This is a genomic window from Microvirga aerophila (assembly GCF_003332305.1).
Classification (GTDB): Bacteria; Pseudomonadota; Alphaproteobacteria; order Rhizobiales; family Beijerinckiaceae; genus Microvirga; species Microvirga aerophila.
Genome location: NZ_QOIO01000008.1, coordinates 87,399 through 113,969 on the forward strand (window position 1 = coordinate 87,399; position 26,571 = coordinate 113,969).

Consider the following 26,571-nt stretch of genomic DNA (forward strand, 5'->3'; position numbering starts at 1 on the left):
ATGGTCCGGTCCTCATCGTGGGATCCGGGAATGAGGCAATCATGCCGCTGGGCTGGACCACAAAACAGGCCTAAGAACGAGCGAATAGACTGTACCGTCGGCCGGCTCGGCGCTGCCGGACCCAGCGCCCACCCCGTGCAGAGTGTCGTCGTCACGGCTGCCCAGCGGTGCCGCCGGTCGTCTCGGTTGAGTTCTGCATCTCGAGCGGAACAGGCCCACGCTCCCCGGCACCGTGCTCCAGCCGTCCTGCGATCTCGGCCACATGCCGGCCCTGGAAGCGGGCGCCGTCGAGCTCGTTCTGGCTCGGCTGGCGGGAGCCGTCGCCGCCGGCGATCGTGGTAGCGCCATACGGGGAGCCGCCGGTGATCTCGTCCATCCTGGTCTGGCCGGCAAAGGAGTAGGGCAGGCCGACGATGATCATGCCGTGGTGTAGGAGCGTGGTGTGGAACGACGTGATGGTGGTTTCCTGCCCGCCGTGCTGGGTACCCGTGGAGGCGAAGACGCTGCCGACCTTGCCGACCAGAGCGCCCTTCACCCAGAGCCCGCCGGTCTGGTCGAGGAAGTTGCGCATCTGCGCCGCCATGCCGCCATAGCGGGTCGGCGTGCCGAAGATGACAGCGTCATAGTCCCCAAGCTCGTTGGGGCTGGCGATCGGCGCCTCCTGATCGAGCTTTATGCCGGACTTGCGGGCGACGTCCTCGGGAACCAGCTCCGCAACCCGTTTGATGACGACGTCCGTTCCGGCAACGGAGCGGACGCCCTCCGCAACGGCTTGGGCCATCTGCTCGATATGTCCGTAGGAGGAGTAGTAAACAACCAGTATCTTGGCCATGGGAGACTTCCTTATCTGACCGGTTTGTTTCCTGGTCCATGAAGCGAGGACGGAACGCATTCGACACACCTGTAACATCCAAAGTTCGATGACGCGGACGGCCGCGAGCCGGGAGGGAATTCGTCCGCGTTCCCTCGCTTAGCGGAGCGACCGGAAGGCCACCTGCAGTTCCTGAACGAAGGTCATCGGCTGCTCCCAGGCGGCGAAGTGGCCGCCTTTGTCGAGTTTGTTGTAGTGAATCAGTTTGGGAAACGCCTTCTCGGCCCAACTCCGCGGGGCGGCGTAGATCTCATCGGGAAAGACGCTCACGGCCACCGGGATAGTGATGCCCTTCGGGGCGAAGAAGGCGAGCTTATTCTCCCAATACAGACGAGCCGAAGAGACCGCCGTGTTCGTCAACCAGTAGAGCGTGACATTGTCGAGGATGTCATCCCGGGTCAGCCCTTCGGATTGACCGTCAAAGACGCGGGCGATTAGCTCGTAACTGCGGATGTCGTGATCGAGCATCCACGCGGCGAGACCAATGGGAGAGTCCTCGATCCCGTACAGCGTCTGGGGACGATTGCTCATCTCCTGGGCGTAGGCCAGGCCATGCTTGTAGAAATAATCAAGCTGGTCGTAGGCCTTCTTCTCATCCACCGAGAGCCCCGACGGTGCCGGCTCGCCGAACTGGAGGGCCTTGGCAATGTCATCCGGAACAGTGGCTGGCATGTTGGTATGAACACCGAGCAATTCCGGAGGAGCCTGCAAGGCCATCTGCTCCGAGACGGCATCGCCCCAATCGCCGCCTTGCGCCACAAATCGCGTGTATCCGAGGCGCCTCATGAGCTCGACCCAGGCGCGGGCGATGTGCTGTGGGTCCCAGCCTGTGGTGGTCGGTTGCCCTGATAACCCGTAGCCCGGCAGCGACGGGATTACGACATCGAAAGCGTCCTCCGCCTGGCCTCCATGCGCGGTCGGATCCGCGAGTGGATCAATGATCTTCAACTGCTCAATGATTGAGCCGGGCCACCCATGCGTGATGATCACCGGCAACGCGTTCGGGTGTTTCGAACGAACGTGTATGAAATGAATATCGATTCCATCGATGCTAGTCGTGAATTGCGGCAAGGCGTTCAGCCTCGCTTCGACCTTGCGCCAGTCGTATTCAGTGTGCCAATAGCGCGCGAGTTTCTGCATCGTCGCGAGCTGCACCCCTTGCGATGCGTCCGTGACCGTTTCCCGTTGAGGCCACTTTGTCGTGGCGAGCCGCCGGCGGAGGTCCGCGAGAGCCTCGTCGGACACTTGGATCCGGAACGGGCGGATCGACGTGTCGCCGAGGTTCGAACTCACGGATGCCTGAGCGACGGTCCCGATGCCAGTTGGTGCGGGGGACATCGTTTCAGCACGGGCCGCGGCCGTGGAAAGGACCATTGCGACCGCTCCGGCCAATGCGGCGGGTGCATGGCGATGGCGCCTGCCGATCTTCGAGTCGAGTCCGGACATGATCATTCTCCATGTCTGAAGAGGGGGGCAGAATGCTGCTGACATACCTGAGAACCTCGAGGAGGTGAGGACGCGGACGGCAGAAAGACGGGAACCGCCCGCGTCCCCTTGCTCACCGGAGCGACCGGAAGGCCGCCCGCAGTTCCTGAACGAAGATCATCGGCTGCTCCCAGGCGGCGAAGTGGCCGCCCTTTTCGACCCGGTTATAGTGGATGAGCTTAGGGTAGGCCCGTTCGGTCCAACTCCGCGGCGCCTCGTATTGCTCGCCAGGGAAGACCGTTACCGCAACCGGTATCTTGACGCCCTTGGCGTTGAAGAAGCCACCTTTGTATTCCCAGTAGAGACGCGATGCTGAGACACCTGTGTTCGTCAGCCAGTAGAGCGTGATGTTGTCGAGGATCTCATCCCGCGTCAGTTCACCCGTGGCGCTTGCAGTCCGGTTCAGAGCCGTAGCGACCGCCGCCGCCGGCTGGCCATCCGCGTCGTTGTGGTCGAGAAGCCAGGCGGCGAGGCCGACAGGAGAGTCTGCAATGCCGTACAAGGTTTGCGGCCGCGATGCCATCAGCCGGGCGTAGTCGACCTGCTTGAAGGTTCGAACCAATTGCTCATAAGCACGCTGTTCCTCAGCGGAGAGGCCCGATGGCGCCGGGCTGCCAGCCAGGAGGGCCTTGTCGACGTCAGTTGGAACAGTAGCCGGCATGTTGGTGTGGATGGCGAGCAGTCCTGCCGGTGCCTGCAAACCCATCTGATCGACAACGAACGCACCCCAATCGCCGCCCTGGGCGACGTAGCGGGTGTAGCCGAGGCGCTTCATCAGTTCTGGCCAAGCGCGGGCCATGCGTTCGGGGCCCCAGCCGGGGCTCGTCGGCTTGCCGGAGAACCCGTAGCCCGGCATCGACGGGATGACGACATCGAACGCATCTTCAGCCTTCCCGCCGTGCGCAGTCGGATCGGTGAGCGGGCCGATGAGCTTGATCTGCTCGAGGATCGAGCCCGGCCAGCCATGTGTGATGACCAGCGGAAGTGCGTTCGGATGCTTCGACCGGACGTGGATGAAGTGAATGTCCAGCCCATCAAGCACGGTGATGAATTGCGGTAACGCGTTGAGTTTCGCTTCCGCCTTATGCCAATCGTAATCGGTCGCCCAATAGCGTGCGAGTTCCTGCATCGTGGCGAGTGGCACACCCTGCGACGAATCTGCGACGGTCTCCTTTTCGGGCCAGCGCGTGGCGGCAATGCGCCGACGGAGCTCATCGATCGCGGTTTGGGATGCGTGGAAGGTAAAAGGGCGGATCGCATCGCCTTCGGCCGCATTAGCCAAGCCCGCGGGAAGCAAACTCAACGCACCCGCGGCAGCTGTGGCGGCAAGAAGTTGGCGCCGATTCGGAAGTGATGATAGTTCTCGCATTGATCTTTTCCCTTTATTCGGCCGGAGTTGAACCAGGAACCGCAGACCGGACAGGTCTGGAGCGGCGCTTCCTGCCCATCCATAGGACCACGAGCCTCGCCGTCACGTAGAAGACAGGTGTCAGGAACAAGCCGAACACGGTCACGCCGAGCATGCCGGCGAACACCGCCGTACCCAGGGCCTGCCGCATCTCGGCCCCGGGACCGGTGGCGATCGCCAGCGGCAACACGCCGAGGATGAAGGCAAAGGCTGTCATCAGGATCGGGCGCAGGCGCAGCCGGCACGCCTCGATGACCGCCTCCACCGGAGTCATACCGTCGACTTCCGCCTGTTTCGCGAATTCAACGATCAGGATCGCGTTCTTGGCGGCCAACCCGACCAGAACCACAAGGCCGATCTGGGTCAGGATATTGTTGTCCTGCCCCCTCAGCAGCACGCCGACGAGTGCGGAGAGCACCGCCATGGGGACGATCAGGATGATGGCGATCGGCAGCGACCAGCTTTCATACTGAGCCGCGAGCACGAGGAACACGAAGAGCACGGACAAGGCAAAGATGAACACCGCCGTGTTGCCGGTCTGCCGCTCCTGGAAAGCCAGCTCCGTCCACTCGAAGCCCATCCCGGGCGAGAGGTTCTCCCGAACCAAAGCCTCCATGGTATTGAGCGCATCGGCTGAGGACACGCCCGGAGCCGCATTGCCCTGCAGCGCGACCGAAGTGAACATGTTGTAGCGCTGGACCAGGTCGGGGCCGGACATCTCCCGCATCTCCACGAGGGTGCCCATAGGCACGAGGGCGCCGGTGGACGAGCGAACCCGCAGCCGGTTGATATCCTCCTGATCGATCCGGAAGCGCTGGTCGGCCTGGGCCCGCACCTGATAGACGCGCCCGAAGGCGTTGAAGTCGTTGACATAGGCAGTGCCGAGATTGATCCGCAGCGTCTCGAAGATGTTCGGGATCGGCACGTTGAGGATGCTGGCCTTCTGGCGGTCGATCTCCAAGTAGACCTGGGGTGAGTTGGCCGAGAACGTCGTGAAGACCCCCGACAGATTGGGATTCTGCCGAGCCTGTGTTGTCAGCTGGTAGGCAACAGCAAGAATGCCACGCACGTCATCGCCGGTCCTGTTCTGCAGCTGCACCTTGAACCCGCCGGAATTGCCGAGGCCGCGCACGGGAGGTGGCGGGATGGCGATGATGAACGCCTCCTCGATCGGCTGCATGCGGGCGAAGAGATCGGCGATGATCTTGGGCCCGGAATCGCCAGTCTTGATGCGCTCCTCGAACGGCTTGAACCCGGCAAAGATCGCCGCAGCGTTGGTCGCATTGGTGAAGGTGGCGCCCGAGAACCCTGGAAAGGCTACCGCGTTCCGAACACCCGGCGTCTCCTGAATGATCTTGGAGGCCCTTTGCACGACCGCGTCGGTGCGGGACAGGGAGGAGCCATCCGGCAGCTTGATGACGACGATCGCATAGCCCTGATCGAGCGTCGGGATGAAGCCGCGTGGCACGTGATCGGCGATCCACACGGTCCCAGCGAGCAGGCCGACATAAATTGACAGCACGATCAGCTTATGCCGTACGACCGCCCCAACCGCTCTGGCATAGCCGTTGGAGGTCGCATCGAAGCCCCGGTTAAAGCCGGTTGCCAGTGTTCGCCCAACCCGGGCAATCGGATTCCTGGAGTGCTCGTGGCTGTGCGGCTTCAAGAGCCGTGCGGCGAGAGCTGGCGACAGGGTCAGGGAATTGAAGGCCGAGATCAGCGTGGACACCGCAATGGTCAACGCGAACTGCCGGTAAAACTGGCCGGTGATGCCGGGAATGAAGGCTGTCGGCACGAAGACGGCGGCGAGAACCAGCGCGATGGCCACGACAGCCGTGCCCACCTCGTCCATGGTGACATGGGCTGCATCCCGTGGCGTCATGCCGAGCGCGATGTTGCGCTCCACATTCTCGACCACCACGATCGCGTCATCGACCACGATGCCGATGGCCAGAACCATGCCAAAGAGGGTGAGGGTGTTGATCGAGAACCCAAGGGCCGCCATGAAGGCGAACGTGCCGATCAGCGAGATCGGGATGGCCACGATGGGGATGATCGCTGAGCGCCAGCTCTGCAGGAAGACGATGACAACGAGCACGACAAGGGCCGTGGCCTCGAACAGGGTCTTGTAGACCTCGCTGATGCTCTCGGCGATGAACTCGGTGGGATTGTAGACGATCTGGTACGCGATCCCTGGCGGGAAATTGGCTTTGAGCTCCTCCATGCTCTGGATGATCTGCTCCGAACTAGCCAATGCGTTAGTGCCGGGCCGCTGGAAGATCGCGAGGGCCACAGCCGGCTTTCCATTCAGGTAGGAATTCGTCACGTAATCCTGGGCGCCGAGTTCGATGCGGGCGATGTCCTGCAGCCGCACAAGGTGCCCCTGGCGGGTGGCCTGGACGATGATCGACCGGAACTGGCGCGGATCCTCGAAACGGCCTTGGGTGGTGACCGTGAGCTGGAAGGCAGCATCCGTGGGGGTCGGCTCTTGCCCCAAGGCGCCACCGGAGACCTGAACGTTCTGCTCCTGGATGGCGCGGACCACGTCACCCGAGGTCATACCGTAGGAGGCGAGTTTCTCCGGATCGAGCCAGATGCGGATGGAGTATTGCCGCTCGCCGAAGATGGTAAGGTCACCCACGCCCTGGAGACGCAACAGGATGTCGCGGACGTAGTTGCGGGCATAGTTCGAGATATAGAGCTGGTCGTAGGATCCGTCCGGCGAGAGCATGTGCACAACCATCATCAGGTCAGGCGAGCTCTTGAGAGTTGTGACCCCCAGACGCCGCACCTCCTCCGGCAGCCGCGGCGTTGCGATGGCCACCCGATTTTGGACGAGCACCTGCGCCTTATCAAGATCGGCGCCCAGCCTGAACGTGATCGTCAGCGCCATGGCGCCGTCGCTGGTGGAGTAAGAGGACATGTACAGCATGTCCTCGACGCCATTGATTTGCTGCTCCAACGGTGTCGCCACCGTGGCTGCCACCGTCTGTGCATCGGCGCCCGGATAGCTCGCCCGGACGACCACGGTAGGCGGCGCTACCTCCGGATACTGCGCCACCGGCAAGGTCGTGTAGGCGATGCCACCGACGATAAGGAAAATCGCCGACAGGACGGTGGCGAAGATGGGACGATCGACGAAAAAGTGAGCCATTCGCATGGAGGCGTCCTCATGAGCGAGGTCAGGTGCCGTTTCGCTCTCGGGTTAGCGGCAGCGTCGTCATCTGCGGCGTGATCGGCGCTCAGTGCCGAACCCGGACAAGACCGTTCACGACCACGGTCTCGTTCCCGGTCAACCCATCGCGGATGACTCTGTAGCCGTCGATCCGCGGACCGATGCGCACGGGCTTGAGATGGACGACATTCTTCTCATCGACCGCATAGACCACACGCCGGTCCTGATCGCTGCCGATGGCTTCATCGGGCAGGAGGATGCCTTTATAGGGATCGGAAGCCCCGATCGTCACGCGGCCGAACAAGCCGGGCGTCAGCAACATATCCTTGTTGTCGAAGACCGCACGCACCCGGATCGTGCCACTGGCCTCATCCAACCGGTTGTCAACGAAATCGAGCTGTCCCTTGCGCTGCCCCAGGCGCTCGTCCGTCAGCGTGAGCAGAGCCTCGTTCGCCGATCCGTTTGCGGATGTTCGCGTCCCTCCCTGGGTCTGACGCGAGAAGGCCAAGTAGGAACGCTCGTCGACATCGAAGTAGAACTGAATCGGGTGGAGCGAGACGATATTCGTCAGGACAGTCTCGTTGGCGTTGACCAGGTTACCCTCGGACACGAGCTTGCGCGAGATCCGGCCGGTCAGAGGCGCCTTGATTTCCGTAAACCCGACGTCGAGCTCGGCTTGGCGTAGGGCCGCCTGGGCTCGGTCGAGATCAGCCTTGCCGGTCAGGAAGGCCTGCCGGCGCTGATCGAAGATCTGGTCGGGGATGTTGCCGGTCATCCGCAGCTGCTCGGCCCGAGCCAGATCGCTCTGGGCAAATTCCAAGCGGACCTGCGAAGACGTGACGGCCGCTTTCGCCTGCTCAAGCGAATTTCGGTACGGACGTGGATCGATGGTGAAGAGAAGATTTCCTGCCCTGACGAGGGATCCGTCCTTAAAATGAACCTTGTCGAGATAACCTGAGACCCGGGCGCGGATGTCGACCTGATCGACCGCCTCGAAGCGGCCGATGAAGTCGGTCTGCTCGATAATGTCCTTCACCACAGGCTTGGCGACCGTTACGGGGGGCGGCGGAGCCGGGCCGCCTTGGGCAAAGGCCAGACCTCCTGCCGCAAGCCATAAGCCAAGCGCGATAAGCACCCACCGGGACCGGAGTGCCGCTGGGGCGTGGCATGCGCGAGCGTGGCCCAGCCGCTGCCACGGCAGGCATCCTCTCTGATGAACATGCCCTGGTGTCTGGGAGATCGTCATGGGCTCTATTGCCTCCACCAGATGGGAGCTTCCGGTGTCTGCGCCATCACGCAGGGGGCATGCCTCGGCAAGAGATGCGTCGGCATCCCACCTACGTCTTTGGTGCAGGAAACATTACGCAATCTTGAAGTATTTTACCGCCCGCGAGGAGCAACGACAGTTCAAGAATTGCGCCGAGTTATCGGAAATTGCGGCAATCCGGAGCGCCCGGCATGAACCCCGACCCTGATTGTGGTAGGGAGTGGAAACGCCTGCTCCGTTCTCATGGTGACTTCGGACGACACGAGGAGAACTGATCATGCTCAACGACAGGGACCGGATCTTCACGAACCTCTATGGCTTCCACGACTGGCGGCTTGCCGGCGCCCGCATGCGTGGAGACTGGGACGGGACCTCCGAGCTGCTGGCGCGGGGACGGGACTGGATCATCAATGAAACCAAGGCATCGGGGCTCCGCGGGCGGGGCGGCGCGGGATTTGCCACGGGACTGAAATGGTCGTTCATGCCCAAGGGATCCGGCCCTCTGCCCAGCTACCTTGTGGTCAATGCCGACGAGTCCGAGCCGGGAACCTGCAAGGACCGTGAAATTCTGCGCAATGATCCTCACAAACTGGTGGAAGGCTGCCTGCTCACGTCGTTCGCCATCGGTGCCCATGCTTGCTACATCTACATCCGCGGCGAGTTTATCCAGGAAGCCGCTCATCTGCAGCAGGCCATTGACGAGGCCTACGGTGCTGGCTTGATCGGCCGCGATGCCTGTGGCTCCGGGTGGGACTTTGATCTTTACCTTCATCGTGGGGCCGGCGCCTACATCGCTGGGGAAGAGACAGCCCTCCTTGAGAGCCTCGAAGGCAAGAAGGCGATGCCCCGGATGAAGCCGCCGTTCCCGGCGGCGATCGGCCTGTACGGCTGCCCGACCACGGTGAACAACGTCGAGACCATTGCCGTCGTGCCGACGATTTTGCGGCGTGGGGCGACCTGGTTTGCGGGCTTTGGCCGACCGAACAACTCCGGCACCAAGATCTATTCGATCTCCGGCCATGTGAACAGGCCGTGCAATGTCGAGGAAGCCATGAGCATCCCGCTGCGTGAATTGATCGACACCCATGCAGGCGGCGTGCGGGGAGGGTGGGATAACCTTCTGGCGGTCATCCCAGGCGGTGGATCCATGCCGCTGGTGCCGAAGCATCTCTGTGATACCTTGTTGATGGACTTCGACAGCCTGCGCGACCTCAAAAGCGGGCTCGGCACCGCTGCGATCGTAGTGATGGATCAGTCGACGGACCTGATTGCGGCCATTGCTCGCCTGAGCGCGTTCTTCAAGCACGAAAGCTGCGGCCAGTGCACCCCCTGCCGCGAGGGGACCGGGTGGGTGATGCGGGTGATGTACCGGATGGTCGAAGGCCGCGCCGATCCGCATGAGATCGACCTGGTGGAGCAGGTCACGCAGCAGATGGAAGGCCATACGATCTGTGCGTTCGGCGATGCCGCCGCCTGGCCCGTGCAGGGACTGATCCGCCACTTCCGCCCGATGCTGCTGGAGCGGATCGCCCCGTACCAACATGAGCACCAGCCAGCTCTCGCAGCGGAGTGACACGTGGGTGAAGCACACTGGACTGACACCAGGCGTCGGGAGAGCACCATGGCACCTAAATCCAATAAGGATCAGCAGAAATTTACTAAGGATCAGGAGGCGCACGCGTACCGCGAGATGCTGCTGATCCGACGCTTCGAGGAGAAGACTGGCCAGATGTACGGCATGGGTCTCATCCGCGGCTTCTGCCACCTCTATATCGGTCAGGAAGCCATCGTCGTCGGCATGGGAATGGCGACCAAAGACGGTGACCAGATGATCACCGGCTATCGTGATCACGGTCACATGCTGGCCTGCGGCATGGATCCGAAGGGCGTGATGGCCGAACTCACGGGCCGCCGCGGCGGTCTGTCAAAAGGCAAAGGCGGCTCCATGCACATGTTCTCGAAGGAGAAGCATTTTTATGGCGGCCACGGTATTGTCGGCTCGCAGGTGTCGCTTGGCACCGGCATCGCGTTCGCGAACTACTACCGCGAGAATGGCAATGTCTGCCTGACCTACTTTGGCGAGGGTGCGGCCAACCAGGGTCAGGTTTCTGAGAGCTTCAACATGGCAGCGGTCTGGAAGCTGCCGGTGGTCTACGTAATCGAGAACAACCGCTACGCCATGGGCACGGAGATGAGCCGTTCCTCGGCCCAGACCGACTTCTCGAAACGCGGCGTGTCCTTCGGCATTCCGGGCGAGAAGGTGGACGGCATGGATGTCCGTGCGGTCTACGCCGCCGGCCAGAAGGCGATCGAGCATGCCCGCTCCGGCCAGGGCCCCTACATCCTTGAGATGCTATCCTACCGCTATCGCGGCCACTCGATGTCGGATCCAGCCAAGTACCGCACGAGGGAGGAAGTGGACCAGGTGCGGGAGGAGCGTGACCCCATCGAGCAATCCCGCCGCCGTCTGCTGGAGCGCTGGAAGCTGTCGGAAGACGAGCTCAAGACGATCGACAGCCGCGTGCGCGAGATCGTCAACGAGGCGGCCGAGTTCGCCACGCACGATCCGGAGCCCGACGCGTCCGAACTCTACACGGACATCCTGCTCCAGACACCCTGAGAGGCCCTGTCAGATTGGTAGCAGCGCAGGCTTGGGCCAGGATGTCGGGCATGAGCACGCCATCCGACCCTGACCGGGCTTCCATTCCCAGCGGAGATCTTCAAAGCGTCCGACTGGCCGAATTTCCAACCTCCACGGTATGCTCCCGGCCGGTGCAGGCGAAACGTTCGAAGAACGGATGGGATTGTCCTAGAGCATCGTCGATAGCGGAAGACCGAATCCACTTTTCCGCACGATGCGCTAGAGCATCGGACCGTTAAGTGGACGCGCCACCGGCGGCTTCGGCATGGCTCCAGGATGGCTGAGATGCAGACTTCATCGGATCCGACTTCTCGTCCGATGCTCTAGAATGCGACCCAATTGACCGAGGTCAGTTCCAGCGACGGAAGATGACGCTCGCGTTGACGCCACCGAACCCGAACCCGTTCGAGATCGCATGTTCGATCTCCATGCGACGGGCCGAGCCGCGCACGAGGTTGATCCCCTCCGCAGTGGGATCGGGATTGTCCAAATTGAGCGTTGCGGGCGCGATCTGATCGCGCAAGGCCAGCACCGTGAAAATCGCTTCCAGCCCGCCCGCCGCACCGAGCAGGTGACCCGTCGCCGACTTCGTGGCGCTCACGGCGATCCCGCCGTCCCGACCGAAGACGGACCTGATGGCGGCAATCTCTCCTCTGTCACCAACCGGCGTCGAGGTCGAATGAGCGTTCAGATGCTGGACATCCGTAGCTTGCAGCCCTGCACGCTTGAGGGCGAGGCTCATGGCCCGTGCAGCGCCGCTGCCATCCTCGGGACCAGCCGTCATGTGATAGGCATCGGCCGTCGTGCCGTACCCGACGAGCTCGGCAATCGGTGTGGCGCCGCGGGCGAGGGCATGGTCAAGAGCCTCGATCACCAGAATGCCGGCTCCCTCACCCATGACGAAGCCGTCACGCTCCATATCGAACGGGCGGGAGGCCTTTTCCGGCGCGTCGTTGAAGCCGGTCGAGAGCGCCCGTGCCGCCGCGAAGCCGCCAAGGCTGACCTTGTCGATGCACGCCTCCGCCCCGCCGCAGATGGCGATATCCGCCTCATCCATCCAGACCATTCGCGCTGCGTCCCCTAAGGCCTGCACGCTGGCTGCGCAGGCTGTGACAGGGGTGCCGATCGGACCGTTGAACCCATGCGTGATGGTGATATGGCCCGCCGCGAGGTTGGCGAGGAAGGACGGAACAGTGAACGGCGAAAGCCTGCGGACACCACGGGTGTCGGTAGTTCGTACAGCATCTGCAATGGCTGGGAATCCTCCAATGCCCGAGGCGATCACCGTTGCGGTCCGATCCCGTTCTTCGGCTGTTGTCGGGCGCCATCCTGCCATAGCAATCGCCTCCTGTGCGGCCGCGAGAGCGAACAGGATGAACCGATCCATCTTGCGCTGGTCCTTTGGCGAAACAATCGCATCCGGATTGAAGCCTGCCCCCGCGTCTTCGGTATAATCGGGAACGAGGCCGCCGATCTTGGCCGGGAGGTCATCGACCAATCCGGCCGGGAGCAGACGGATCCCGGATTTCCTCTCGAGGAGCCGTGCCCAGCTGGTCTCGACCCCGCACCCGAGCGGCGAAACCACCCCCATGCCGGTCACAACGATCCGTCGCATGCTGTATCCTCCCTTGTTTTCTGCAGACGCTTGCGTCCGAGCCGATTTGTCAGAACTCCTGCCGAGCCAGCCGAAGGGCTGCGTCTTGTCCCGATTTGAGGATCGCCTCAGAGAGCGCCCGGTCTGTTGTGACCCGTGCCAGCTGCAGCGTTCCGATCATCAGGGCGAAGATCGCATAGGCAGTTTCCCGTGCCTGTTCCTCGGGGAATGCTGACGGCAACTCGGACGCGATGATCACAGCCATCTCGTCCGCGGCCCGGGCCATGATGTCCCGGGTCTTAGGATCATTGCGGGCGACCTCCGGCGCTAGCGCCGCCACGGAGCAGCCTGCCTGCGGCCGGTCCCGGTGTGCCGTCTGCAGGTACGATCGCACTAACGCTTCAAGCCCGTCCTCGTGTCGGTCTCGCGCAGCCTCGATCGCAGCGATCCATTTCTCGCGATTGCGGGCATGGGAGGTGGCCAGAGCCTCGCGGACGAGGTCGTCCTTCGACTTGAAGTGTGCGTAGAAGCCGCCGTGGGTGAGCCCCGCGTCTGCCATGAGGCCGGCCACGCCGGTACCCTCAATGCCCTTCGCCCGGAACCGAGCCGCGGCGACCTCGACGACACGTTTCCGCGTCTGCTCCTTGTGGCCTTTCTCGTAGCGCATGCTCATGCCTCCCATCCAGACGCTATTTACATGATGATCGTCATATCGTATGTCAAGCATCATGTGAAGGAGTGCTCAATGTCGTCACCCGATCCCGTTGTCATTGTTTCCGCTGTGCGAAGCCCGCTGGGGCGGTTCCAGGGCAGCCTCTCCGGACTCAGCGCTCCTGCTCTTGGCAGCCACGTTATCCGGGCTGCCCTCGACCGGGCCGGGCTCGCGGGCGAGAGAGTGGACGAGATCCTGATGGGCTGCGTGTTGCCTGCTGGTCAGGGGCAGGCCCCGGCTCGCCAGGCGGCCCGTGGGGCCGGTCTGCCCGATGGTACGGGCGCAACGACGGTCAACAAGGTGTGCGGGTCCGGGATGAAAGCGACCATGCTCGCTCACGACATTATCCTGGCCGGCTCAGCCGAAATCGTGGTCTCCGGTGGCATGGAGTCGATGTCAAACGCTCCGTATCTCCTGGCCAAGGCCCGTGGCGGCTACCGGGTCGGTCATGACCGATTGATCGACCACATGATGATGGACGGTCTGGAAGACGCCTACGAGGGCGGCCGCCCCATGGGTGACTTCGGAGAGGCGACCGCTCAGGCCTACCAGTTCAGCCGAGCGGACCAGGATGGCTATGCGATTGAGACTCTGACCCGCGCCCGTACCGCAGTGGAAGAGGGCGCTTTCGCCGCCGAGATCGCACCTGTGGTGATCCAGAGCAAAGCGGGCGACACGGTCATCGCCTCGGACGAGAACCCGCTCAGGGTCTCGCCGGAGAAGATCCCCGCGCTGAAGCCCGCCTTCCGCCCCCACGGGACCATTACTGCGGCGAGTTCATCCGCGAATGCCGATGGTGCAGCGGCGCTCGTACTGATGCGGCGCTCCTTGGCCGAACGCGACGGTCTACCAGTTCTTGCTCAGATCAGGGCGCACGCAACCCATTCCCAGGATCCTGCCTGGTTCACCACGGCGCCGATCCCGGCCATTCGCAAGGTCCTTGACAAGACCGGCTGGGGCATCGGGGACGTGAATCTGGGGTCCGCAGCCGATGTGCTTCGGCCAGCGGGTCGATGCCCTTTGCCGCGAGCCGCCGCAGCCACTCACGCATGAGCTGGGCGCGACCCTTCGGGGAATGCCGGCGCTCGCGTGTGCCCTTCCAGGAGGGGCACATGGCGTCGTCCGGGTCCCAGTTGAAGCAGGCGCCGTTGCCGTTGCAGTGCAGCGCCTCGTCGTAGCCGGCCCGCACGGCGGCCGGGATGGTGCGGTCGTGCTGGCCCTTGGTCGGCACGCCGTCGACTTTCAGGAGCGTCCCCCTGTGCGGGACCGCGATCTTGCCCGGGTTGAACTGGTTGCAGGGATCGAAGGCCGCCTTCACGGCCTGAAGGACCGGGTAGAGCAGACCGAAGAAGCGGGGCGAGAACTCGGAGCGCAGGCCCTTGCCATGCTCGCCCCAGAGGAGCCCACCGTAGCGCTGCGTCAGCGCCACGACCTCTTCCGTGACATCGCGGATCAGCGCCTCGGCGCCCGGCACCTTCATGTCGATGGCCGGACGGACATGGAGCACGCCGGCATCCACGTGCCCGAACATCCCGTAATCGAGCCCGCGTCGGTCGAGCGCCGCCCTGAACTCGGCGATGAAGTCGGCCAGGTTCTCCGGCGGCACGGCCGTGTCCTCCACGAACGGAACCGGCCGCTTGTCGCCCTTCATGTTGCCAAGGAGCCCGACGGCCTTCTTCCGCATGTCCCAGATACGGGCGACATCGGTGGTGCCGCGGGCGATCGTGTAGCCGCGCCGTCCCGCAACAGGGCCGGCAGTATCGAGCGCGGCCGTCAGTCGGGCTAGTGCCTCCTCCACATCCTCGGCGCTGTGCCCGACGAACTCGATGAGGTTGACCCCACGCGCCGGTTCGCCGGCATCCTCGGGGAAGAACGCCGAAACGCCCGTCCAGATTGGGTCACCCTGGGCGAGCGCCAACACTTTTGAATCGACAGTTTCAATAGAGGCCGCCCCGAAGGCGACGAGCGCCTGGGCGTCCCGGAGCGCGGCATCGAAGCTGCCGTAGCGCAGGTTCACCAGCCCGGCGTGGCTTGGCAGCGGCAGGACGTTGAGCGTGGCTTCCACCAGGAAGCCGAGCGTCCCTTCCGATCCGCACAGGATGGCATTGAGGTCGAAGCGGCCGTCCGGGCGCCGGATATGTGCAAGATCGTAGCCGGTGAGGCAGCGATTGAGCTTGGGGAAGCGCTCGGCGATGAGCGCCGCGTTCTCGCGCTCGAGATCGTCGACGGTGCGGTGGATGGCACCGGCCCGGTCCGGGCGGGCCTTGGCAGCCGCGAGCGCCTCCTCGTCCAGGGGCACCGAGTGCCAGACCGTCCCATCGGACAGGACGGTGGTCAGTTCCAGGACGTGATCGCGGGTCTTGCCGTAGAGGCAGGATCCCTGCCCGCAGGCATCGGTCGAGATCAAGCCGCCGATCGTGGCACGGTTCGAGGTCGACAGCTCGGGCGCGAAGAACAGCCCGTGCGGCTGTAAGGCCGCGTTGAGCTGGTCCTTCACAACGCCCGCCTCCACCCGCACAGTCCGGCGCACGGGGTCTATCGCGAGGATTCGGTTCATGTGACGCGACAGATCGACGACGAGCCCATCCGTCAGCGATTGGCCGTTGGTGCCGGTCCCGCCGCCGCGCGGCGCCACCCGAACGGCCGAGAACCGATCCTCCGCGAGCAGCCTCGCAATCCGGACAAGGTCATCGCGGTTGCGCGGGAAGGCGATCGCCTGCGGCGTCAGCTGATAAATCGAGTTGTCGGTCGCCATGACCGTCCTGTCGCCGGCCGCCACCGACAGATCGCCCACAAAGCCGTGCGCCCGCAGTTCGGCACAGAAGGCCTGGTAAAGCCAAAGCGTGATAGATGCGGACGGGAGGCTCGGGATCATGATGTTCACGGAGGCCGGGCGCGACCCTGCTCTGCCAGGGCCGCACAGGTTCAAGAAGCGGAACGGGTCACATAGTATTCCCGCGAATTCCGCAGTCGATGTTCTCGATCATGTAGCGGAAGACAACGTTCTCGGCGCTCAACTGCTGGCCATGCTCCATACCGGCGATCAGCAGCGGAGCCTTGGTTTTCTGCCCGGGATAGACCTGGTGCAGCCGCACCGATTCCTCGGGCATGTGCAGGGTGTTCTCCGCCCCATGGATGATCAGCGCCGGCGGGAAGCGGCCGGATGCGCCGGCGAGCTGAGCCTCCGGATCGAACGCCAGGCACTCCTTGTACGACTTCGCGGTCACGGCGCTGCACCCCGGCCAGCGCTCGACACCGTCGGCATCCGTATAGCTGCCGAGCTGCTCATCGACGTAGGCTTGCGTCGCCGGATCGAGGGGATAGTAACCTAGCTTCGTCGCCTCGGTCCCCGTGTCGAACGGTGGCACCGGTTCGTCGTCGGAGAGACCCATCAACGCCGCATGTGCGGCTTCCTTGTCGGCGCGAAGGTTCTGCAACGCGCTCATGCGGGTGTAGCTCATCGGCACGTAGTACGGCACCTGATCGCCGCCCGCGCGGGCCAGCTCGGCGACAGCGGCCAGGCTGGCGACCGAGCCCATTGCCCACGAGGCAACGACCGGCATGCGACCAAAGCGTTCCTTGGTCCAGGAGATCGCAGCGAGCACCTCGTCCTTCTGGTCCTCAAGGCTGACGTTCGTCACCGTGAGGTCGCCGCGTCTGACGGTGTTGCGTACGTCCTTGTTTTTGAAGAAACCGGCAACATCATAGGTCATCACACGGTAGCCGCGCTCGGCGAGGGCCTTGCCCATCAACTGGCCGTACATGCTGGCGCCGCCGGTAAAGCCCGAGTTGAAGACGACCGGAGGCAGCTTTTCCTGCTCGACGCTCAGGCTCACCGGGAGGAAGACCCGCCCACGCAGCTGATGGGTGCCATCGTGATAGGGCGCGGGGAAGATGATTTCTTCTTCAATCAAGTTCGTCATGGATTTCCCTTTCAAGAGGAGGTCGGAAAGATCTCGGCGGATGCGCCGCGAAGCAGGGCATCGGCTGTGGTGCCTGTCTGTGCGGCGGTGGCGCGGGCAAGCCGCGCGGCGAAGTCGAACGCGGCCAGAGGGGTGAAGTGATCGGCGTAGGCCCGGCCCTCGCGGTCGCCGCCGACATGGGGGGGCGTCGCTGGCCTCCAGCAGCAGCCTGTGGGCGCCCACCCGCTCGGCGATCCGCACGGCGAAGGGCAATGCGGCCGCCGCGTCGATCGCCGTACGGTATCCGGGTCCCTTGAAGTACACGTTTCCACGTTCTCTGGCTTCGCGGAGCAAGGCGGCGAAGGCAGGTTCGTCAACGCCGCGCTCGGGACGGCACGTGCCAAGGTGATCGATCAGGACGGGAACCCGTTCGGGCAGTTGCCGCAACACCTTGAGGTTGACCGCGGCCTCCTGCGCATACACATGCACATGCTGGTCAGGCCGCAGCCGCGTGAAAAGCTGCTGCCAGTCCGCACCGGTAAAGGCATCGTCGCCGACCGCCTCGGGACCGGCGTCGTGAAGCACGATGCGAATCCCCTGAATCTGCGGATGCGCCAAGCGTTCGGCGTTGGCATAGAGGGGATCGGCTAGGATCGTTCCGACCAGCCGGACACTCCCGTAGCGGAACGGGTCGCGTTCCTGCAAGCCTGCCAGCTCGGCAAAAGACGCGAATACGTTCTGGGAGTCGGGCAGGATGCTCAGGTGAACATTGTTGAGCAGGGTAGGGGTCACCCCGGCATCGATCAGGGCGTTAAGATAAGCGCTGAGAGGATGCGGAGCAGGCAGTGCGTACGGGAGCCCGCCCGCGACTCGGGCCAGATCTCTGGCTGTGTCGAAGTGCACATGGGCATCAATCCGTGGCATTGTCAGCAGCATCATCGGTCGCTCAGTAGAACGACACGAAGATATCGACCCCGGCCCCGTTCGCCTCCCGACGGTTCGACGGATCATATCAAATAATCGCCATTTACAGGTCCGCCGGAGTGCTGGTCGGGTGCCGCCAACGAGCTGCGCCTCCTGAAACTTAAAGGCTCAGGGTCGCTGCTGCTGCGAGCGAAGTGACACGAGACCTTCCCCAGGGGCGACAGGCCCTATCACGGGATCGACAGCGCCTATATCAGCGATGCGACCAAAGACGGATTCTGCTCAAGGATCCTCGTGACTCGGCCGGCATGCTACGCAAACCAAGATGTGCGCACGCGTGTTCCTGAAGGGCTACCGCCTCAATCCTGGCCCTGCAGCAGATTGGACGGGCACCCGCACTTCTTCCGGAAGTTGCTCCGGTGATGCGAGCCCACGGTTTATTCGGTCTTTTGTCGCTCTCGTTCTGGTTGGATAACGACTCAGGTTCTTATGTGACGCTCACGTCTCAAGTTCGTCGACAACAGAGACACGCGGGGGAGGTGCCAGGTGTCTCGCCATAGTTTCAGGGCCGGTTAAGGCAACGAACCCTCCCAAAAACATGCGACCTCCCAAGAGCAGGGAGCCACGCTGCGGCAAGCACGATCAGAAGCGCAAGGAGGACCGGAACCTCTCCCGATCCAACCCAGGTCCGCCAGCGTTCCACCAATGATCATAGCAGGGATGCTTGTCCTCAGCCCCGTTCGTCACCAGACGCGTAGCCCCTGCCAGATCACCGATCGCCAGAAGAGCCGGTATGCCCGCTCGACGCTCATGAGAGCGTGATGCTTTGAGTCGTCGCGGTAGGCAAGATGCTTCCCGTCACTTGGACAAGCCTAGATAAAGATCCTCAGCCAAAATCGCGGGCGGAGACTTCGCCCCGGGCTCAAAGGCCGATTTGGCATTCGGTTGCGAGAAGCGGTTTCAGTGCCGCCGATTTGGAAGGGGCACCTTGGTAGGTTCCGTGCGCTCAAGGTGCTCGGAGGATATCAATACACCCCGCGCCCAGGTGTGCCCTTGGCTTTTGGCTCGAGGGCGGTTCGCCCCGTATTTGACAACTAGGAATTTAAGCTATGAAATAGGACTATGATGGGGGTAATCTCAAGAGCTCAGAATGGCCCCAAACTGCGGCTCTATCGATCAAGTCTTCGAGTTTGTCGAGGTCTGCGAGACCCTGACCAGCTTTGAGGAATGCATGCATGCGATCAGACCGATCGTGGCAGACCTCGGCTTCTCTTCGTTCATCCTCACCGGGCTCCCGCTCCTGAACCGACCTCTGGAGCCCCTTGTTCTTCTCGACTCCTGGCCCGGCGGCTGGATGGAGCGCTACTCATCACAGAACTACTTCGAGGTTGATCCTGTCGGACAAAACGTCCTTGCGACGAGCTCTCCGTTCCTGTGGGGTGATGCGCCCAACCAGAGGGACGAGAGCCTTTCCAGGCCGATGCTGGGAGAGGCCGCCGAGTTCGGCCTCAGGGATGGCTTCTGCGTGCCGATTCACGGCGCGACAGGGTGGCAGTCGGCCTTCAGTTTCGCCCATGACCGCAAAATCGACGCCAGTCCCAGGGAGTTGGCGGCCGCTCACCTTCTCGCTCTCACGGTTTACGGAAGGCTCCGGATCCTCCATAGCGAAGAGCCCCATGCGAGAACTAGGCTGACTCCGCGCGAGCGCGAAGTTCTGACCTGGGCGGCTGCCGGCAAGAGCGCCTGGGAAACATCCGCTTTGCTTGGCATCTCCGAGGCCACGGTTATCACCCACCTGGATAACACCCGGCGCAAGCTCAACGCCGCCAACACCACGCACGCCGTGGTGGTGGCCCTGCAGACCGGGGAACTGCAACTCTACTGAGCCTCCTAAGATCTTGGGATACCGGCCTCCCTCAGGTAAGATGATAATCACGCCCGGCTGACACGGCAGCAGGGCGGCACCGGGCGGGAGCTCCCAACGTGCAGGATTGCAACCAGGAGCCCCAGCCTGAGCTCCATGCTCGGCTATTTGACAGGTGATCTCAACGGTACGTCGAACGGACATTCCGATGCCCAAGGTGAAAGGTCCTGACGGGAACGAGTTGACCCGGGAGGAAATGGTTGATGCCTTGCTGCGGAGAATTGCGGCTTACACGGTCGTCCTAAAAGGTCAGCTCATAGAGGAGGACTTCAAGGCCTTGAAGACCCTCCGTCCCTTCCTGAAGGCGGCCGACAGGCTGATGGCGGAAATCGGCTACCAGGATGAACAGTAGCTCATTCTGGTCGCTTACCGAAAGTTACAGAACTCCGGAGTCGTGGCTCGGTGCAACGCCGAAGCAAGCTAGTTTTCGGCCTCTCGCTCAGCCCCGAAAACCGCGCCGGAACAGCCCTAATATACTGGAGACATCCGGATTATGTGCTCTCAACGTTCTAGTCAGTGTCCGCATGAGGTCTGAACGTGAGCCGTGTCTCGCCACAGCCGGATGATCAACGGCTACCTTGGCGCTGAAACCCTTGGCGGCACTGATAACCGACAAAGCACTGGGGATTGTCGACTGTCGGAACCCACGCAGCTTCGGCGGTTTCACCTCGTGCGCAGAAGTTCGGACCATTGACGTATCGATCATAAGTGTAAACTCCTGTGCCAAGGACAATTGCCCCTTGCGAGGCCACAAGGCTGGCGGCGCGAGAGCAGGTCAGGGTGGTGCTCACAGGTCTGACCTGGGACCACGCCTCGTTCCCCATCAGAAGCAGGAGAGACGTCAAAGCAAACTTCAACATGAGGTCAGACCCATTTGTCAGAAGATGAACCGCGTGTTGATGAAGTTGGACGTCTGCTCGGTGATGATCGCATCCAGCAGGTCCTTGTTGGCGGGCGTTTCCTTGGTCGCTATCATCGAGCGGATCGAAAACGAGCGTAACGCATCCGTCACCGACAGCGTGCCCTCGGCCGAGTCCTTGCGCCCGGTGAAGGGAAAGACGTCGGGGCCGCGTTGGCACTGGCAGTTGATGTTGACCCGGCACACTTGATTGACGAGCGGATCGACAAGCCGGCCGACCTGATCCGGATTGGAGCTGAAGATGCTCACCTGCTGGCCATGCTCGGACGTGGTGACGTACTCAAGCGCCATCTCAAGCTCCTCAAATGGCATCACCGGCACGACAGGCCCAAACTGCTCCTCGCGATAGAGCTTCATGCCTTCCTCGATAGGATAGACCACCGCCGGATAGAACAGGGTGCCGGCGACACTGCCACCATCCTTGTTCACAACCCGAGCCCCTTTGGCCTTGGCGTCCTCCACCAGAGCTGTCATGTGGTTGGTCTTGCCCGCCTCAGGCAGGGGCGTGATGTTGACGCCTTTCTCCCACGGCATGCCGACCTTGAGTTTGCCCACCTCCTCGCTGAACCGGCGTAGGAACGGCTCGACGATGGACCGGTGGACGATCAGCATCTTCAGCGCCGTGCAGCGTTGGCCGTTGAAGGTCAGGGTTCCGATCAGGCACTCCTTGACCGCGAGCTCGACGTCGGCGTCCGGCAGGATGATGGCAGCGTTCTTGGCGTCGAGGCCGAGAATGGCCCGCAGGCGGTTCACCTTCGGGTGCAGCTTCTTGAGATGATCTGCGACCTTGCTCGAGCCGATCAGGGCCAGCACGTTGACTTTGCCGGTGTCGAGCAGACGGGGCACAACCACCGAGCCGCGTCCGTACACCATGTTGACCACGCCTTTGGGGAAGGCGCTTTGGAAGGCCTCAATCAGCGGGTAGAACAACAGTGCACCGAACCGCGGCGGCTTGAACACCACGGTGTTGCCCATGAGGAGGGCCGGGATCAGCGTGGCGAAGGTCTCATTGAGGGGATAGTTGTACGGCCCCATGCACAGGACGACCCCGAGCGGGGTGCGCCGGATCTGGCCAATGGTGCCTTCGACGATGGTGAACCGGGAGTTGCTGTTGTCGAGATCCTTCAGGGCGGTGATCGTCGCTCGGATGTAATCGACGGTCCGGTCGAACTCCTTCTCGGAATCCGCTTTCGGCTTGCCGATCTCCCACACAATCAGATCGACAACCTCCTGCCGCCGGCTGATCATCTGGTTTGTGAAGTCCTGCAGGCAGCCAATCCGCTCGGCCACCGTCATGGTCGGCCACAGGCCGCGACCGTCATCGTAGGCAGCCACGGCGGCCTCAAGGGCTTCTTCCGCCTCCTGTTCTGCGCCAGAGGGCACACTCCCGAGCTCGATCTGCTCAAGACGGCCATCCGCCGTGCGGACGCAGACTGGCGACCGCACGGAGTCGACGGGTCCGTCCCAAGCCTTGAGTTCGCCGTTGACCAAATAAGCGCGCTGGTGAAGGGGCGGGGGAGGGCGGTGGTCAGCCGGGAGCTCGCCGTCCTTGGGGAAGAGCTGCCTCAGCGCATCGGAGTTGGCCATGTACTGCCTCCCGTGCTGCCCGTCAATGGATCCTGTCAGCAGGCATCGGTGTTGATGGTACGTCATCCGGTCGCCCCTGCGCAGACCTGATTCAGCTCTGGATTGCGTGTCTTCGCCCAGAATTGCGGCAATCAGAGCTCTCTCAGCACGTTCCTGCGAGACAAGGCTCGATACTCCGCTAACCTCTTTGCCTGTACACGGCTCATTTCCTCTGGGGTCTTTGGTGTACTTCTTCCTCAACCTGGCGGCGATCCTGTAGGACCGCCGTCCCTTTCCAGAGGAAACCTTGTGGCGAGATGAGGCGGCTCTACTCCATTACCAGTTTTTGTTCGTCGCTAAACGGAACATCGTCATCCAGGAATATGAACATGGCGACACGTGGTTTCACCAGGAAGACGTCACCCGCAGATTACGCGGATCGTATCCCGCCTGGACAATCCCGCACCGAGGGCTTCCCCGTCCTCTCAGCCGGTCCGACGCCGCGAGTTTCGCTGGGTGACTGGTCGTTCACCCTCAAGATCGGTCCACGCCCGATGATGCGCTGGACCTGGGAGGAGTTTACTGCCCTGCCGCAGACCAAGATGACTCGTGACATCCACTGCGTGACCAAGTGGTCGAAACTGAACACGCCGTGGAGAGGTGTCCTGATCGACGATATTCTTGCCGAAGCCGGGCTTGCGTTACCACCCGACTACACGCTGGCCCATTCCTTTGACGGCTACTCGACAAATGTGCCCACGGCCGACCTCATCGGCGGCAAGGCCATGGTCGCCACGCACTACGAAGGCAAGCCTCTGACGCCCGAGCACGGCGGGCCGGCAAGGCTCCTCGTGCCGCATCTCTACTTCTGGAAATCGGCGAAGTGGATCAATGCGCTTCAATTTCTCGAACGCGATGAGGCCGGTTTCTGGGAGCTGCGGGGCTATCACATCTACGGTGATCCCTGGCGCGAGCAGCGCTACAGGGGCGACTGACCATGACAGACGCGACCCTACAGGCAGGTCACGTACAATGGCAGGAGGCTGTGATCGAACGGATCGAGCGTCAAACAGAGGGGGTGAAGAGTTTTCTCCTTCGTCCCCAGACCTGGCGCTCCTTCCGGGCGGGCCAGCACCTCGATCTCCGGCTCACCACACCGGATGGCTACCAGACCCAGCGAAGCTACTCGGTTGCGTCTGCCCCCGGATTTAAGGGGCTCTACGAACTCGTCGTCGAGCGCCTTGATGACGGCGAGGTCTCGCCCTTCTTCCATGATGTGGCCGAGGTCGGCGACGCAATCAAGATCCGCGGCCCGATCGGTGGTCACTTCGCGTGGGGTCCTGAGGACGGCGGACCTCTCCTGCTCATTGGGGGCGGGTCCGGGGTTGCACCGCTGATGTCGATCGTGCGCCATCGCGCGGCAGTTGGCCGTGACGTCACTGTCGTACTTCTTCACGCCGCCCGAACCTGGGATGACGTGATTTTCCGTGAGGAATTGATCGCACGGGATGCAACTGAGGCCAACTTCACGCTTCTGTTGAGCCTGTCCAGGGACACCGCGCGTCGTCCGCAGGATTTTGGTCGCAGGATCGATGCATCCCTGCTCAACATGACCCTGGCAAGGCTGGGCACCGCGCCGCGACTGACCTTCGCGTGCGGCTCGAACGCTTTCGTTGAAGCCGTCACCGGTCATCTCCTGGATATTGGGTTGGACCCGAGGACCATCCGAACCGAGCGGTTTGGCGGTTAGCCGTGCCGGCGGCAGCCTTAGGCACTGAAATGTTCGTTTTTGGAGGCGGTCATGGAAAGAATAGGTGCAGTCTTCTCAACTCACCCTCAGCGGCCTCCCAACCCGTCCCTGATCGAGGCGTGCACGACAGCGTGCTATGAGTGCTGTAGCCTGTGCGCCAGCTGTTCCGATGCATGCCTGGGCGAGGCTCACGTGGCTGACCTCGTCTGCTGCATTCGAACCTGCCTCGACTGCTCGGACGTCTGCCTTGCCACGGCCCGTATCGTCGCACGTCTGACACGCCCGAGCCCGATGCTGGTGGAGGCGCAGCTGATGGCCTGCGCTGAGGCCTGCCGGGTTTGTGCGGAGGAATGTGAGGACCGTGCCGCGAGGCATGAATACTGCCGTGTCTGTGCCGAGGCGTGCCGCAGCTGCGAGCAGGCGTGCCGGGCACTGCTTCATGGCGCATCCTTGATGTGAAAGACGAAGGCTCGTCGCCCTTGGCAGGCAACCGGCTGTCGTCAAGCCGGTGCCTCGATCGAGACCAGCCTTGGTTGCGCTACGGTGACACCGCGCCTGAGAGTGGCCGCAGGTCGGCTTACATCTCCGGCCTTCCTGCAGTTGCTTCAGGTCCGGATTGCGGATTTCGCCCGAAGTTGCGACAATCTGAGTCTTCAGGCCATGGTCCTGCAGGAAAGGGCTGGGGACTTCGCTAAGATCCCGCGTTGTACACCGCCCAATCCCTCGTGGGTTCAGTGTACATCCTTCCGAAACTTGGCGGCGGCTCCACAGGTCCGCCGCCTCTTTCCCACGAGGCAGCTTTGTTGGCAACGAGATGATGTCGCTCTACCGTTTTGCTGCCTTCATCTCGTGTTTGACTGGACCTGGTCATGCGGTAATGCCTGGAGGAACCATGGGCAAATGGGACACTGTCATCAACGACGAGTTCGATGGGCACCTGGTCGTGGTCGAGGTTCGCAGGCCCAACGATCCGCCGGATATCGGTCAGGATGGACAACCCGGCCTCCGCGTCACGATCACGTGCCTGCGCGACTGCGATGATGAGCCCGGGATGGCTGCGAGCCGGCAGGCAAGTGTGGCAACCGACGATCCGGCCAGTGCTCTGATTACCCTGGAGCCTGACACCCTGGATGAACTGGAGGGGGACCTGATCGAGGTCGGCTTCAGCACCGAAGCTGCCGCCCGGATCTCCAGCAAGGTCTCCCATCGGAATGAGCCCTGGCCCGCGACCCCGAACTGAGCCCAACAGGGCATGACTGATCTCTGGCTCAAGCAAGTGCTGCCGCTTCTTGCAATTGGATCGCCGCCACTGAGATCAACGATTTCATCGGCTCACCAGAAGCGGCATCCGTCTGGCTTATAGGAACAGGGGAAGATAAAGTGTGCCAATCACCAGCGTCAGTGTGAGCACTGCAGTGACGGACGCCCAGAAAGATCCTTGGTCATTGTTGCTGTCCATGGCTCAACCCCGCTTTGGGGCACGACATTTCAGCCGTGCCATCCAGGTTAGTGGTCAGTGTGGGGGCAGATTCTTCCGACGCCGGGTGTCCTGCGCGGTGCTCACGATCATCTCGACAGCAGCAACCAGTTCGTCCTCGTCGAACTCGTAGCATCCGACGCTGTCGATGGATGCCTGCTGCGGCCAGTCGAACACCTCGATCCAGAAGGGCGGTACGCCAGGAGTGGTGTCTTCCGGATGTATTTCGGTCAGGTGAACTTCAAGTGGCCCGAGCCGCATCACGACAACGGATCGCCGGTTGGCCGTGTCCACCGCCTGGTACACCAGCCCGACATAGGACCGGATGATGCGCTGTTCGATCTCGTCGGCGCAGAGATCGGACACGAGAGGGTAGTCGACACACGCTTGCTCTGCGGGTCTGTCGGCGAATCTCAAGGCTGCATTGCTGGACATCGTTAAAACCTTCCATTGTGGGATGAGTGCCTTCCTGCAGGACCGGGACGAAGATCCCGGTTAAGCAGCGAGGCGTTGTAGATCGGGGCCGGGGCCGCCGGGCGAGGCGCCACCGCACTTGCAGAGGCGACGGTTTGGAGAGCATCCAAGACTGCTGCCAGGGATGGCTCGCTCAGGACCACATGGGCTTGGGCGGAGACACGCTCGCGGGCCGCGGCAATCACCGCGGCACGGTCGGGATGGCTGTCATGGTATTCGTCCGCCAGGATCCATCCGTCGATCAGGCCCGGCAGGTCGGCCGAAACGTAAAGCCAGCCAATGGGGTGATGCCAGTCGCGGAGAAGGTAGAACGCCTCCTCGCCGGTGGCAGCCGTGACCACCTCAAAGTCGCTCGCCCGCAGGTGCTGCGCGAGGCTCTCTCGGAAGGCCGGGTTGGTGTCCACGATGAGGATGCGCTCGTGGGTTCCTTCAAGTGATCGTGACACATGAGCCTCTGTCGCTCGTGACGTCTGGGATAGCTC

Annotated in this window: 19 protein-coding genes and 2 pseudogenes; 9 read left to right on the forward strand and 12 right to left on the reverse strand. The window is 62.6% G+C overall.

What is annotated here, in order from left to right; translation table 11 throughout:
- Nucleotides 1–151: 151 nt before the first annotated feature.
- From wrbA to DRB19_RS06200, 5 genes are all read right to left on the reverse strand, one after another.
- Complete coding sequence (gene wrbA, locus DRB19_RS06180; RefSeq protein WP_114185158.1) at nucleotides 152–832, reverse strand: NAD(P)H:quinone oxidoreductase; 681 nt, start codon at nucleotides 830–832, stop codon at nucleotides 152–154.
- A gap of 138 nt (nucleotides 833–970) precedes the next feature.
- The gene (locus tag DRB19_RS06185; RefSeq protein ID WP_373867340.1) at nucleotides 971–2,245 is read right to left on the reverse strand and encodes an epoxide hydrolase family protein; all 1,275 of its coding nucleotides are present in this window, start codon (nucleotides 2,243–2,245) and stop codon (nucleotides 971–973) included.
- 184 nt (nucleotides 2,246–2,429) lie between these two features.
- On the reverse strand, nucleotides 2,430–3,725 hold the full coding sequence (locus DRB19_RS06190) for an epoxide hydrolase family protein (RefSeq protein ID WP_114185159.1): 1,296 nt from the start codon (nucleotides 3,723–3,725) through the stop codon (nucleotides 2,430–2,432).
- A 13-nt stretch (nucleotides 3,726–3,738) separates the two neighbouring features.
- Entirely contained in the window at nucleotides 3,739–6,924 is a 3,186-nt protein-coding gene (locus tag DRB19_RS06195; protein ID WP_114185160.1) for an efflux RND transporter permease subunit, read from the reverse strand.
- An 82-nt stretch (nucleotides 6,925–7,006) separates the two neighbouring features.
- On the reverse strand, nucleotides 7,007–8,185 hold the full coding sequence (locus tag DRB19_RS06200; protein WP_114185161.1) for an efflux RND transporter periplasmic adaptor subunit: 1,179 nt from the start codon (nucleotides 8,183–8,185) through the stop codon (nucleotides 7,007–7,009).
- A gap of 298 nt (nucleotides 8,186–8,483) precedes the next feature.
- On the opposite strand from DRB19_RS06200, the gene nuoF reads away from it, so the two are divergent.
- Together nuoF and pdhA are read left to right on the forward strand one after the other, a co-directional pair.
- Entirely contained in the window at nucleotides 8,484–9,779 is a 1,296-nt protein-coding gene (nuoF, locus tag DRB19_RS06205; RefSeq protein ID WP_114185162.1) for an NADH-quinone oxidoreductase subunit NuoF, read from the forward strand.
- A gap of 48 nt (nucleotides 9,780–9,827) precedes the next feature.
- Nucleotides 9,828–10,826 (forward strand): pyruvate dehydrogenase (acetyl-transferring) E1 component subunit alpha, encoded by a 999-nt coding sequence (gene pdhA / locus DRB19_RS06210; RefSeq protein WP_114185163.1) that lies wholly within the window; start codon nucleotides 9,828–9,830, stop codon nucleotides 10,824–10,826.
- A 370-nt stretch (nucleotides 10,827–11,196) separates the two neighbouring features.
- Here the strand turns inward: pdhA and fabF are convergent, their stop codons facing one another.
- Nucleotides 11,197–12,462: a beta-ketoacyl-ACP synthase II gene (gene fabF / locus DRB19_RS06215; RefSeq protein ID WP_114185164.1), complete on the reverse strand. Its 1,266-nt coding sequence runs from the start codon at nucleotides 12,460–12,462 to the stop codon at nucleotides 11,197–11,199.
- Between the two features lie 49 nt (nucleotides 12,463–12,511).
- Nucleotides 12,512–13,108: a TetR/AcrR family transcriptional regulator gene (locus DRB19_RS06220; protein ID WP_114185217.1), complete on the reverse strand. Its 597-nt coding sequence runs from the start codon at nucleotides 13,106–13,108 to the stop codon at nucleotides 12,512–12,514.
- A 78-nt stretch (nucleotides 13,109–13,186) separates the two neighbouring features.
- Between DRB19_RS06220 and DRB19_RS06225 the strand changes: the two are divergent.
- Nucleotides 13,187–14,131, forward strand: a pseudogene (locus DRB19_RS06225) (acetyl-CoA C-acyltransferase); the annotation flags it as partial.
- On the opposite strand, the pseudogene DRB19_RS06230 reads toward DRB19_RS06225, so the two are convergent.
- A pseudogene (locus DRB19_RS06230) lies at nucleotides 14,103–16,028 on the reverse strand (FAD-binding oxidoreductase); the annotation flags it as partial. The pseudogenes DRB19_RS06225 and DRB19_RS06230 overlap by 29 nt on opposite strands.
- 67 nt (nucleotides 16,029–16,095) lie before the next feature.
- Entirely contained in the window at nucleotides 16,096–17,994 is a 1,899-nt protein-coding gene (locus DRB19_RS30720) for an amidohydrolase family protein (protein ID WP_210207443.1), read from the reverse strand.
- A 1,135-nt stretch (nucleotides 17,995–19,129) separates the two neighbouring features.
- Between DRB19_RS30720 and DRB19_RS06245 the strand changes: the two genes are divergently transcribed.
- Together DRB19_RS06245 and DRB19_RS06250 are read left to right on the forward strand one after the other, a co-directional pair.
- Nucleotides 19,130–19,864: a helix-turn-helix transcriptional regulator gene (locus DRB19_RS06245; protein ID WP_114185166.1), complete on the forward strand. Its 735-nt coding sequence runs from the start codon at nucleotides 19,130–19,132 to the stop codon at nucleotides 19,862–19,864.
- Nucleotides 19,865–20,051: 187 nt separating this feature from the next.
- Nucleotides 20,052–20,255: a hypothetical protein gene (locus DRB19_RS06250; RefSeq protein ID WP_114185167.1), complete on the forward strand. Its 204-nt coding sequence runs from the start codon at nucleotides 20,052–20,054 to the stop codon at nucleotides 20,253–20,255.
- A gap of 525 nt (nucleotides 20,256–20,780) precedes the next feature.
- Here the strand turns inward: DRB19_RS06250 and DRB19_RS06260 are convergent.
- Entirely contained in the window at nucleotides 20,781–22,409 is a 1,629-nt protein-coding gene (locus DRB19_RS06260; RefSeq protein ID WP_114185169.1) for an NADP-dependent glyceraldehyde-3-phosphate dehydrogenase, read from the reverse strand.
- 368 nt (nucleotides 22,410–22,777) lie between these two features.
- Here DRB19_RS06260 and DRB19_RS06265 point away from each other — a divergent pair, with 368 nt between their 5' ends.
- The 4 genes from DRB19_RS06265 (at nucleotide 22,778) to DRB19_RS06280 (ending at nucleotide 25,378) form a co-directional block, all read left to right on the forward strand.
- Nucleotides 22,778–23,383, forward strand: a complete 606-nt coding sequence (locus DRB19_RS06265) for a sulfite oxidase-like oxidoreductase (protein WP_114185219.1) — start codon at nucleotides 22,778–22,780, stop codon at nucleotides 23,381–23,383.
- Between the two features lie 2 nt (nucleotides 23,384–23,385).
- On the forward strand, nucleotides 23,386–24,138 hold the full coding sequence (locus tag DRB19_RS06270; RefSeq protein WP_114185170.1) for an FAD-binding oxidoreductase: 753 nt from the start codon (nucleotides 23,386–23,388) through the stop codon (nucleotides 24,136–24,138).
- A 51-nt stretch (nucleotides 24,139–24,189) separates the two neighbouring features.
- Nucleotides 24,190–24,597, forward strand: coding sequence for a four-helix bundle copper-binding protein (locus DRB19_RS32055; protein WP_114185171.1), 408 nt, complete (start codon nucleotides 24,190–24,192; stop codon nucleotides 24,595–24,597).
- 433 nt (nucleotides 24,598–25,030) lie between these two features.
- Nucleotides 25,031–25,378 (forward strand): hypothetical protein, encoded by a 348-nt coding sequence (locus tag DRB19_RS06280; protein ID WP_114185172.1) that lies wholly within the window; start codon nucleotides 25,031–25,033, stop codon nucleotides 25,376–25,378.
- Nucleotides 25,379–25,651: 273 nt separating this feature from the next.
- On the opposite strand, the gene DRB19_RS06285 is transcribed toward DRB19_RS06280, so the two are convergent.
- Nucleotides 25,652–26,050, reverse strand: a complete 399-nt coding sequence (locus DRB19_RS06285; RefSeq protein ID WP_114185173.1) for a hypothetical protein — start codon at nucleotides 26,048–26,050, stop codon at nucleotides 25,652–25,654.
- A 2-nt stretch (nucleotides 26,051–26,052) separates the two neighbouring features.
- On the reverse strand, nucleotides 26,053–26,535 hold the full coding sequence (locus tag DRB19_RS06290) for a hypothetical protein (RefSeq protein WP_162815604.1): 483 nt from the start codon (nucleotides 26,533–26,535) through the stop codon (nucleotides 26,053–26,055).
- Nucleotides 26,536–26,571 lie beyond the last annotated feature (36 nt).

Excerpts from the sequence above, each read along its gene's own strand:
- wrbA (WP_114185158.1), bottom strand. The coding sequence starts at position 832 with ATGGCCAAGATACTGGTTGTTTACTACTCCTCCTACGGACATATCGAG.
- DRB19_RS06185 (WP_373867340.1), bottom strand. The coding sequence starts at position 2,245 with ATGGTCCTTTCCACGGCCGCGGCCCGTGCTGAAACGATGTCCCCCGCA.
- DRB19_RS06190 (WP_114185159.1), bottom strand. The coding sequence starts at position 3,725 with ATGCGAGAACTATCATCACTTCCGAATCGGCGCCAACTTCTTGCCGCC.
- DRB19_RS06195 (WP_114185160.1), bottom strand. The coding sequence starts at position 6,924 with ATGCGAATGGCTCACTTTTTCGTCGATCGTCCCATCTTCGCCACCGTC.
- DRB19_RS06200 (WP_114185161.1), bottom strand. The coding sequence starts at position 8,185 with ATGACGATCTCCCAGACACCAGGGCATGTTCATCAGAGAGGATGCCTG.
- nuoF (WP_114185162.1), top strand. The coding sequence starts at position 8,484 with ATGCTCAACGACAGGGACCGGATCTTCACGAACCTCTATGGCTTCCAC.
- pdhA (WP_114185163.1), top strand. The coding sequence starts at position 9,828 with ATGGCACCTAAATCCAATAAGGATCAGCAGAAATTTACTAAGGATCAG.
- fabF (WP_114185164.1), bottom strand. The coding sequence starts at position 12,462 with ATGCGACGGATCGTTGTGACCGGCATGGGGGTGGTTTCGCCGCTCGGG.
- DRB19_RS06220 (WP_114185217.1), bottom strand. The coding sequence starts at position 13,108 with ATGCGCTACGAGAAAGGCCACAAGGAGCAGACGCGGAAACGTGTCGTC.
- DRB19_RS30720 (WP_210207443.1), bottom strand. The coding sequence starts at position 17,994 with ATGATGCTGCTGACAATGCCACGGATTGATGCCCATGTGCACTTCGAC.
- DRB19_RS06245 (WP_114185166.1), top strand. The coding sequence starts at position 19,130 with ATGGCCCCAAACTGCGGCTCTATCGATCAAGTCTTCGAGTTTGTCGAG.
- DRB19_RS06250 (WP_114185167.1), top strand. The coding sequence starts at position 20,052 with ATGCCCAAGGTGAAAGGTCCTGACGGGAACGAGTTGACCCGGGAGGAA.
- DRB19_RS06260 (WP_114185169.1), bottom strand. The coding sequence starts at position 22,409 with ATGGCCAACTCCGATGCGCTGAGGCAGCTCTTCCCCAAGGACGGCGAG.
- DRB19_RS06265 (WP_114185219.1), top strand. The coding sequence starts at position 22,778 with ATGGCGACACGTGGTTTCACCAGGAAGACGTCACCCGCAGATTACGCG.
- DRB19_RS06270 (WP_114185170.1), top strand. The coding sequence starts at position 23,386 with ATGACAGACGCGACCCTACAGGCAGGTCACGTACAATGGCAGGAGGCT.
- DRB19_RS32055 (WP_114185171.1), top strand. The coding sequence starts at position 24,190 with ATGGAAAGAATAGGTGCAGTCTTCTCAACTCACCCTCAGCGGCCTCCC.
- DRB19_RS06280 (WP_114185172.1), top strand. The coding sequence starts at position 25,031 with ATGGGCAAATGGGACACTGTCATCAACGACGAGTTCGATGGGCACCTG.
- DRB19_RS06285 (WP_114185173.1), bottom strand. The coding sequence starts at position 26,050 with ATGTCCAGCAATGCAGCCTTGAGATTCGCCGACAGACCCGCAGAGCAA.